Source organism: uncultured Paraglaciecola sp. (genome assembly GCF_937123705.1).
Lineage (GTDB): Bacteria > Pseudomonadota > Gammaproteobacteria > Enterobacterales > Alteromonadaceae > Paraglaciecola.
In genome coordinates this window covers 1-6,798 of the sequence record NZ_CAKZKO010000024.1, presented here as the reverse complement: position 1 = coordinate 6,798, position 6,798 = coordinate 1, and the positions used below count along the sequence as shown (strand labels likewise).

Here is a 6,798-nt window from a genome sequence, read left to right as displayed (position 1 = left end):
TAGCCCTCTAGCTCTGAGAAAATATCAACTTGCGCCGTTTCCTGATCAAAGCGTTCGCTAGCCGCTTTGTAATAATCTTCGTCTAGCTCACAGCCAACAAAGTCAAAGCCGCCATAGTGCGCGGCAATGGCGCTTGAGCCGCTTCCGAGGTGAGTATCTAAGATTCTGTCGCCTTCTTTGGCGTAGTTGGATAAAAGCCAGTCGTATAGTTTTACCGGTTTTTGTGTTGGGTGGATTCTGTTTTTTTCCCTGCCAAGCAACCCGTTATACTCAAGTGTGTGCATTTTTATTGATTTTCTAGGTAGGCTTGTCCATGCTAATTCGCCATCACCGAATGTCGGCATCGTGTTTAGCTTGTTCCAAAATATCCAATGGGTTCCCGCTGGCAAGTGATCTGCAAAAAAATTCCCACCCCATATTATTTGATTACCCGATATCCTAATAAGCTCTTTGAAATATTGCTTTTCCGGCCTCGCAGAATCCCAATCCCCTTTATATTCCTTTCTCGCAATAGGCCGCCCCCCAAAGCCGCCAAAGCCGCCAAAGCCTTTATCGCGCTTTACACCATAAGGCGGGTCAACAATCGCCAGCTCAAAAGCGTTATCAGGTAGTCCTTGCATATAATCCATGCAGTCAGCGTGTAATAGCTCTATTTTTGGCAACGTAACTACTCCCCGCTAACGTCTTGCTCGACGCCGCGCAGTGCAAAAAATCGGAGGGAATCTAAATATTCTTTGGAGTGGCACTCGTGGCCGTGAGGGACAACCTTAAAGCCCATAAGCGCGAGTAACTTATGGTAAGCCTCTGAATGCTCTGTGATTAAACGACTTACAGTGGCCTTAGAAGCGCCTAATTCAGTCGCTATTTCGTCGTAAGTCGCGTTGGCTGAAACAGCTTGTAACAACTTGCTATGATTGTTTCTAGCCGATTCAGGCCAGTTAGGGTTTAATATTTCCATGCTTAACAAACTCTCTTTTTGTTTAGCTATAAAGCCAAGGATGTAGGAGTCTTTGGCTTTTTTTTCGGTAAATAAAAAGCGTGGTTAGACGCTTGAATTAATCGTGCAGTGAAAAACGCAACATCACTGCAAGTACAGAAACAAAAAAAGCCCCGAAGGGCTAATGTAATGAAATTAGGCTGTTAATTTCGACTCTGTTTTTTTGCCGCCGAGTTTCTTTATCTCAAAAGCTTCGATCTCACCCTTGGCTTTTTCAGTGATAAAAACATCTCGGTCACTTCTCAAGAGCTGACTTACTGCGCTCTGAGTATTGAAGTGAAGGAGCTTGCGCATTTCGTCTTGCGTCAAGCCGTTGTCTTTCATGTATGTAGTGATCGGTACTCTATTATCCATATCGCGAATATTAGCAATGCTGCTTTGTTCTGTCAACAGTATTGCTAATATATTTTATTACGCTTATGGGTATCATCTAATTATGAATGCGCGGAGAAAATTAACCGAAGAAGAAGTAAGGGTGAAAGCGGCCTGCAAAAAGGCTTGGGATGATTTCCAAGCTATTTCAGGCTGGAACCAAGATCGAGCAGCGAGCGAACTGGGTTACAAAACACAATCGGCATTCAGTCAATACATCAATGTAAACTCTACTACACCGCCGATAGTCCTGGGCTTAACATCTTTAATCTTCATGTTTACATGAGTTGAAAAGTTTAGTTTAATGGCTCTCGCTGATTCAGCGCTTAGCCAATACCAAAAGAGGCGGGCGTTAATTGGCTTTTTAAGGACATGACAAAACAAATTAAAACCCAGTCTTGGTTGGTGCCTGCTGGGTTTTTTTGTGCCTGAAATAAACTCGATGCCATCAAGAGACAAGGAATACTGACAAGAACCAAGGCATATGTCAGCACGCTCATGACTGAGCGCACTCCCATGTATAAGAACGTTAAGGCTGTAGCCCAAGCCCATGGCGGGTTTCGGGGTATCAAATTTTGGCGCTGAATTTGCGTTTAGCTTGTCTTTTTGGCGATCCCCCCTTTCGCATCACCACATCCAGCAATTCCTAACCCTTCTTTATTTCCGCCTTGTGTAATAAAACAGGGAATTTAAACAAAAGTCTTTCTAAATATATTAGCATTGCTGTTGACAGTATATAAACAGTATTGCTAATATACCTACATACCCAATCAAACAGGAAGCAGACAGATGCAAACCTACAACGACGATCCCGCAAGAGTCGATCCGCCAGAAAGCCCAATCGAGCTAACCGAATTGCGCCGAATCAATCAAGATAAAAACGATGCTGATCAGCTTTGGCGATCACAGGATGTTTTGTCGGAAGCTGTTGGTGATGGCTTAGCTTATCGCATTGCAACTGATGACATTTTTCACGCGAATTTAGTCAAGGCAAAAGAGGCTGGCGATGTCAATACTTTCGGCACGATGTGCTTAGAGGTTATTTCTGATCAAGTCATGCAGTGGGTATGACATGCGCCACGCGACTCGTTTGCCTATTCACTCTGATGTTTCTAAGCCATCACGTTATGACCGCCATGATGCTGTATTAATAGGGGTTTCTGTCACTCTTGCAACCGCCTCATTGTACGGCCTTATTATTTTATGGGGCATAGATAGAGCGTTAGGGTTATGAAAGAGCTAACGCAAGAACAGATTAACGTTTTATTGACTGAGCGAAACGTAAAAGCAGTTGATACAGCACGAGCGATGATGAAAAAAAGCAAGGATCAAGCAGAACGATTAAAAACACTGCTGCTTATGCAGAAAATGGCAGCTAACGATAGCAACTATAAGAGGTGGGTATGAGCGATAAAACACACTACAGAAAAGTATTTAAAAGCGACCACTTAGGCGTTGCTGATATTGAAGACTTAATAGAGAGCGGTACAAGGCTTGTCTTCACGATAGCCCACGTTAAGCAAGAATATGATGTTGCTGTTGCTGGCCGTAAAGGTAACTACAACATTGCTTATTTTAGAGAGCCTATTAAGCCGCTGGTATTGAATGCTACCAACTCTAAAATTATGAAAAAGTTTTGTGGTGGGTCTTCGTTTGTAGAGGACTGGAAAGAAGTAACGATTGAGCTTTATATAGACCCCTCTGCAAAACTTAAAGGCGAGATTGTTGGCGGTGTTCGTATTAGCCCTAACCCGCCACAAATGCAGAAGCGCGAGCTTACGCCGGACAACTCGAAGCAGTGGGAAAACGCGATTGCAGCGTTTAAGCGTGATGGAAGCCTTGACGCTGTATTGTCTAGGGTCATTATCTCTGAAGCTAACCAGAATGCAATTATCGAGGCTGCAAATGCTCTACCACAACATTGATCAAAATACCGATGAGTGGCTTGCTTTACGCGCTGGCAAGCTTACCGGTTCAGGGTTTAGCAAAATGATGGCTAACTTTGGAAAAGCGTTTGGCGAACCTGCCAAGAAGTATGCCGCTGATATTGCTATAGAGCAGATTACCGGAACGCCAACTGGGCAAGGCTATTCTAACGAGCATATGGAGCGAGGGCACGAACAGGAGCCACTAGCAAGAATGAAGTACGAAGAGGACTTTTTCTGCGAGGTGACTAACGGCGGTTTCTTTGAGTCTGATTGGATTGGCGTTTCGCCGGATGGGCTTGTTTATGATGATGGGTTAATAGAAATTAAATCTGTTATTTCCAGCGCGCATTTTGCCAATATAAAACGCCAGTCTTTTGACCCTGCTTACAAATGGCAGTTAGTTGGTAACTTAAAATTCACAGGTAGAGAATGGATTGATTTTATTAGCTTCTGCGCGGACTACCCAGAAGATAAAAAGCTCTACACCTACCGGCTATTTAAAGATGATTTAACCGAAGAGTTTGCGCAAATGGATGAGCGAATAGCGCAATTCAAAGATTTGGTTACAGACACGAAAACCAAGATACTCGAAAGCAAATACTACTTAACATCAGCAGAGGCAGCATAATGGCTATTTACTACTGCCAAGAATGTGAACAATACATGAATGATGATTATGACCCGTGCCAAGAGCATCCAGGAGACAACTGCCATTTAATTTGCCCTTACTGTATCGACGAATTTAAATGCAGATATTGCGGCGAACTAACCGACGATATAGGGTCGATGCACAAAGAATGTATAAAAGAACTTCAAGCAGAAAAAAAACACCAACAAAACAAAGACGAAAAGGCAGAGGCGAACTATGGCACAGCGCGGAATTAATAAAGTTATCTTGGTCGGCAATCTAGGCCAAGACCCTGAAACCCGATTCACTCAAGACAGTAAGGCAATTACTAATTGCTCAATTGCCACATCGGACAGCTGGAAAGATAAGCAGACCGGCCAGCAACAAGAGCGCACAGAATGGCATCGTGTCGTGTTCTTCAATCGACTAGGTGAAATAGCTGGCGAGTATTTAAAGAAAGGCTCGAAGGTTTATATCGAAGGCTCGCTTCGCACTCGTAAGTGGCAGAACAAAGAGGGTCAGGATCAATACACGACTGAGATTGTGGCTAACGAAATGCAAATGCTCGATTCAAAAGATTCGTCCGGTGCGACTAACAGCAGCAGTCAGAATCAAGCCCCAGATCAGTCTAACGATGACTGGGACGATGATATTCCTTTTTAGTTATGTCCTTACCCTCTCTTCGGGGAGGGGTTTTTAAATAGAGAATCTGTCAGTAACTAAAGCGAAGCGAAGAACGAATCCCAGCGCAAGCGGCATGACTAACATTGTTATAAACCGATGGAGATAAATATGTCAAAGATCAGAATTACTTACACAATAGATTTAAACGAAAATGAGGCATCAGCACTAAAACGGCTTCTTGGCTCGATGAATGACAAGCAGTTTGCTGAGTTTGGAATAAAAGGTGATGACAGGCAGGCAATGTCTGACATCTGGAACTTGTTACCTTATGACGATGACGAATAGGTTTATAACCTTTGCGATAAACGGCAAAGCACAAACTAATTAAATTAACGGAGAGAAACTATGAGTTGGTTTTGGGGTGCAGAAAGCGCAGATGTCGGGCTTAACTATAGCGAGTCCGATCAACAGCGTGTTGTTATGCGCTTTTACACAAATAATTTAAAATAATGCTTGTATTCTTTAAATAGTTGGGTATAATGATTACATCAACTAGAGAAATGGAGCAGGAAAAATGTTTAAGAAGTTAGAAGCAGCAATGAGAAAAGACTTAGTAAAAATGCTTGAACAGTCTGACGACAAAAAAGCCTTGGATTTTGCAAAAGAATTGAAAGTCGCTGGAATGTTTACAGAAGCAACAGAAGATGAAATTGAGCGTTTTATGGAGTTGGTTTAATGACCCCAGCACAACAAGCTAAAAGCGTAGGACTGAAAAGCCTTACACAAGTTAGCCAGATAACCGGCGTATCACTAAACACGCTCACCAACTGGCACAGGGATAAGCCCGAGCTGTTTAGAGTTGTGTTGCTGGGATGCTTGGCAGATATTGGCGCATAACGCGCAAAACACCGAGCGCAGCGGTGTGATTGTAGTTGTTATGCGGACTTACATAATTGAGGTAACGCTATGCACTTGGAGGACACTAAATACATTTGGGTTGTGGAGGACGAATACGGTGATATACGGACAGAGTTTTTCTACCCAGAAATTGAGGAAAACAAAATGCCATACCAGCTTGAGAAATATCTTTGGAGTATGGATTTATGTAAAGGTGTTCGCCTCAAAATTGAGGTCGCATAACCCTTAAAGCAGCGCGTTAATTGGAGCGCAGCGTAAATTAATCCGCCTGACTTTTGTTGTTAGGCTCAGATACTGAGAGACAGACTATGACTGATAACGAACTAATAGCAAAAATAAGCGAGAAAATTCTCGGATATAGGGAAGGGTCTACCACAAATATACTCTTTAGCATAGACGCAATGCAGGATAGAGACGCGACATTGTGGATAGGCGCATTCCGCTATTACTGCGGGCGTATGACAATATCTGTAAGCGGCTTTTGCGAAACAATGATCAACAACATTGAAAACATCCCAAAAGAAGCAATCTCAATAATTAAGCGCGATCTGATGGAGGCTTTTGCTGATGATGATCGGGACCGTGGAATTGGCAATGATGTGAAACGGCTTGGCATGGACTGCGACCGGCAGAAATGGCTGGAGGTTCTAGCCGCGATAAGTGGAGCCTAACCATGAGCTAACCGAGTGCCATTTATGGCATCCGGTTTAGCGTGTTGTTCAATTACGTTTAACTTACGGAGCTACCATGACAAAAGACGAAAAAGAGGCAATGCGTGACGGATTTAATTTATGCCTGACGAAGATAGAACAACAAAAAATTGTGATTGGAACATTGATTTCATGGCTGGCTAGGGAACTTGGCGAGCATAATGTTAAAGCCTTAATTGCCGACCTGGAAAAAGAAGTAAAAACCAAGGATGTATGGGAAAGGAATTGAACACTATGAAAAACCTAAAACGAAGCACGTTTGCTTTGTCCATTTTAATTGCGTTGTTATACGGCTGGAGGTGGTAAATGAGCGACACTAAACGACTAGAGTGGATTGCTGAAAATAGTGCAGCAATAAGAAAAGGCGGCGAGAAGTCGGCTGACCCTTATTACTTTGTGATTTACAAAGACGGTACTTCATCTGCCGCAGACGGTGACTTACGAAAAGCTATTGACTACGCAATTGAAGAGAGTGAAGCCATATAACCTAGAGCTTTGCGGCGCGCTGCAAGCGCGTCCGAGGAGGAATGAAATGACGACTGAACAACAGCGTGTTGTTATGCGCTATCGGTGCGGCTGGTGCGGACGGCCTACCTTAGAGGACGGAACACCAATACCGCT

General features: G+C 43.4%; 18 protein-coding genes and 1 pseudogene. 15 read left to right on the top strand and 4 right to left on the bottom strand.

What is annotated here, in order from left to right:
- The 3 genes from Q0688_RS03695 to Q0688_RS03685 all read right to left on the bottom strand — a co-directional run.
- Positions 1-662, bottom strand: a 662-nt coding sequence (locus Q0688_RS03695; RefSeq protein ID WP_299073284.1) for a DNA methyltransferase, incomplete at its 3' end; no start/stop codon positions are given.
- Positions 663-667: 5 nt separating this feature from the next.
- Positions 668-958, bottom strand: a complete 291-nt coding sequence (locus Q0688_RS03690) for a hypothetical protein (RefSeq protein ID WP_299073282.1) — start codon at positions 956-958, stop codon at positions 668-670.
- A gap of 174 nt (positions 959-1,132) precedes the next feature.
- Positions 1,133-1,387: a hypothetical protein gene (locus tag Q0688_RS03685; RefSeq protein WP_299073281.1), complete on the bottom strand. Its 255-nt coding sequence runs from the start codon at positions 1,385-1,387 to the stop codon at positions 1,133-1,135.
- Between the two features lie 46 nt (positions 1,388-1,433).
- Between Q0688_RS03685 and Q0688_RS03680 the strand changes: the two genes are divergently transcribed.
- A complete protein-coding gene (locus Q0688_RS03680) occupies positions 1,434-1,655 on the top strand; it encodes a hypothetical protein (protein WP_299073280.1) in 222 nt (73 codons plus the stop codon).
- A 40-nt stretch (positions 1,656-1,695) separates the two neighbouring features.
- Here Q0688_RS03680 and Q0688_RS03675 read toward each other — a convergent pair whose 3' ends face one another.
- A complete protein-coding gene (locus Q0688_RS03675; RefSeq protein ID WP_299073278.1) occupies positions 1,696-1,869 on the bottom strand; it encodes a hypothetical protein in 174 nt (57 codons plus the stop codon).
- Positions 1,870-2,158: 289 nt separating this feature from the next.
- Here Q0688_RS03675 and Q0688_RS03670 point away from each other — a divergent pair, with 289 nt between their 5' ends.
- The 14 genes and pseudogenes from Q0688_RS03670 (at position 2,159) to Q0688_RS03605 (ending at position 6,663) form a co-directional block, all read left to right on the top strand.
- Positions 2,159-2,440 (top strand): hypothetical protein, encoded by a 282-nt coding sequence (locus Q0688_RS03670; protein ID WP_299073276.1) that lies wholly within the window; start codon positions 2,159-2,161, stop codon positions 2,438-2,440.
- A 1-nt stretch (position 2,441) separates the two neighbouring features.
- Entirely contained in the window at positions 2,442-2,603 is a 162-nt protein-coding gene (locus Q0688_RS03665; RefSeq protein WP_299073274.1) for a hypothetical protein, read from the top strand.
- The gene (locus tag Q0688_RS03660) at positions 2,600-2,776 is read left to right on the top strand and encodes a hypothetical protein (RefSeq protein WP_299073273.1); all 177 of its coding nucleotides are present in this window, start codon (positions 2,600-2,602) and stop codon (positions 2,774-2,776) included. Before Q0688_RS03665 ends, Q0688_RS03660 begins: the two co-directional genes overlap by 4 nt.
- Positions 2,773-3,294, top strand: a complete 522-nt coding sequence (locus tag Q0688_RS03655; RefSeq protein ID WP_299073271.1) for a hypothetical protein — start codon at positions 2,773-2,775, stop codon at positions 3,292-3,294. Before Q0688_RS03660 ends, Q0688_RS03655 begins: the two co-directional genes overlap by 4 nt.
- On the top strand, positions 3,254-3,925 hold the full coding sequence (locus tag Q0688_RS03650; protein ID WP_299073269.1) for a lambda exonuclease family protein: 672 nt from the start codon (positions 3,254-3,256) through the stop codon (positions 3,923-3,925). The genes Q0688_RS03655 and Q0688_RS03650 overlap by 41 nt, the downstream gene beginning before the upstream one ends.
- Positions 3,925-4,182 (top strand): hypothetical protein, encoded by a 258-nt coding sequence (locus Q0688_RS03645; RefSeq protein ID WP_299073268.1) that lies wholly within the window; start codon positions 3,925-3,927, stop codon positions 4,180-4,182. The genes Q0688_RS03650 and Q0688_RS03645 overlap by 1 nt, the downstream gene beginning before the upstream one ends.
- Positions 4,163-4,501: pseudogene (gene ssb / locus Q0688_RS03640) on the top strand (single-stranded DNA-binding protein); the annotation flags it as partial. The gene Q0688_RS03645 and the pseudogene ssb, both read left to right, overlap by 20 nt.
- Positions 4,502-4,717: 216 nt before the next feature.
- Entirely contained in the window at positions 4,718-4,894 is a 177-nt protein-coding gene (locus Q0688_RS03635) for a hypothetical protein (RefSeq protein WP_299073267.1), read from the top strand.
- Positions 4,895-5,123: 229 nt separating this feature from the next.
- On the top strand, positions 5,124-5,285 hold the full coding sequence (locus Q0688_RS03630; RefSeq protein ID WP_299073265.1) for a hypothetical protein: 162 nt from the start codon (positions 5,124-5,126) through the stop codon (positions 5,283-5,285).
- Complete coding sequence (locus tag Q0688_RS03625) at positions 5,285-5,446, top strand: hypothetical protein (protein WP_299073263.1); 162 nt, start codon at positions 5,285-5,287, stop codon at positions 5,444-5,446. Before Q0688_RS03630 ends, Q0688_RS03625 begins: the two co-directional genes overlap by 1 nt.
- A 69-nt stretch (positions 5,447-5,515) precedes the next feature.
- A complete protein-coding gene (locus tag Q0688_RS03620; RefSeq protein ID WP_299073261.1) occupies positions 5,516-5,689 on the top strand; it encodes a hypothetical protein in 174 nt (57 codons plus the stop codon).
- An 86-nt stretch (positions 5,690-5,775) separates the two neighbouring features.
- Complete coding sequence (locus tag Q0688_RS03615; protein ID WP_299073259.1) at positions 5,776-6,138, top strand: hypothetical protein; 363 nt, start codon at positions 5,776-5,778, stop codon at positions 6,136-6,138.
- A 76-nt stretch (positions 6,139-6,214) separates the two neighbouring features.
- Positions 6,215-6,406: a hypothetical protein gene (locus tag Q0688_RS03610; protein WP_299073256.1), complete on the top strand. Its 192-nt coding sequence runs from the start codon at positions 6,215-6,217 to the stop codon at positions 6,404-6,406.
- A 77-nt stretch (positions 6,407-6,483) separates the two neighbouring features.
- Positions 6,484-6,663 (top strand): hypothetical protein, encoded by a 180-nt coding sequence (locus Q0688_RS03605; RefSeq protein WP_299073254.1) that lies wholly within the window; start codon positions 6,484-6,486, stop codon positions 6,661-6,663.
- Positions 6,664-6,798 lie beyond the last annotated feature (135 nt).

Coding starts and splice junctions, on each gene's coding strand:
- Q0688_RS03690 (WP_299073282.1), bottom strand. CDS start 958: ATGGAAATATTAAACCCTAACTGGCCTGAATCGGCTAGAAACAATCAT.
- Q0688_RS03680 (WP_299073280.1), top strand. CDS start 1,434: ATGAATGCGCGGAGAAAATTAACCGAAGAAGAAGTAAGGGTGAAAGCG.
- Q0688_RS03675 (WP_299073278.1), bottom strand. CDS start 1,869: ATGAGCGTGCTGACATATGCCTTGGTTCTTGTCAGTATTCCTTGTCTC.
- Q0688_RS03670 (WP_299073276.1), top strand. CDS start 2,159: ATGCAAACCTACAACGACGATCCCGCAAGAGTCGATCCGCCAGAAAGC.
- Q0688_RS03665 (WP_299073274.1), top strand. CDS start 2,442: ATGCGCCACGCGACTCGTTTGCCTATTCACTCTGATGTTTCTAAGCCA.
- Q0688_RS03660 (WP_299073273.1), top strand. CDS start 2,600: ATGAAAGAGCTAACGCAAGAACAGATTAACGTTTTATTGACTGAGCGA.
- Q0688_RS03655 (WP_299073271.1), top strand. CDS start 2,773: ATGAGCGATAAAACACACTACAGAAAAGTATTTAAAAGCGACCACTTA.
- Q0688_RS03650 (WP_299073269.1), top strand. CDS start 3,254: ATGCAATTATCGAGGCTGCAAATGCTCTACCACAACATTGATCAAAAT.
- Q0688_RS03645 (WP_299073268.1), top strand. CDS start 3,925: ATGGCTATTTACTACTGCCAAGAATGTGAACAATACATGAATGATGAT.
- Q0688_RS03635 (WP_299073267.1), top strand. CDS start 4,718: ATGTCAAAGATCAGAATTACTTACACAATAGATTTAAACGAAAATGAG.
- Q0688_RS03630 (WP_299073265.1), top strand. CDS start 5,124: ATGTTTAAGAAGTTAGAAGCAGCAATGAGAAAAGACTTAGTAAAAATG.
- Q0688_RS03625 (WP_299073263.1), top strand. CDS start 5,285: ATGACCCCAGCACAACAAGCTAAAAGCGTAGGACTGAAAAGCCTTACA.
- Q0688_RS03620 (WP_299073261.1), top strand. CDS start 5,516: ATGCACTTGGAGGACACTAAATACATTTGGGTTGTGGAGGACGAATAC.
- Q0688_RS03615 (WP_299073259.1), top strand. CDS start 5,776: ATGACTGATAACGAACTAATAGCAAAAATAAGCGAGAAAATTCTCGGA.
- Q0688_RS03610 (WP_299073256.1), top strand. CDS start 6,215: ATGACAAAAGACGAAAAAGAGGCAATGCGTGACGGATTTAATTTATGC.
- Q0688_RS03605 (WP_299073254.1), top strand. CDS start 6,484: ATGAGCGACACTAAACGACTAGAGTGGATTGCTGAAAATAGTGCAGCA.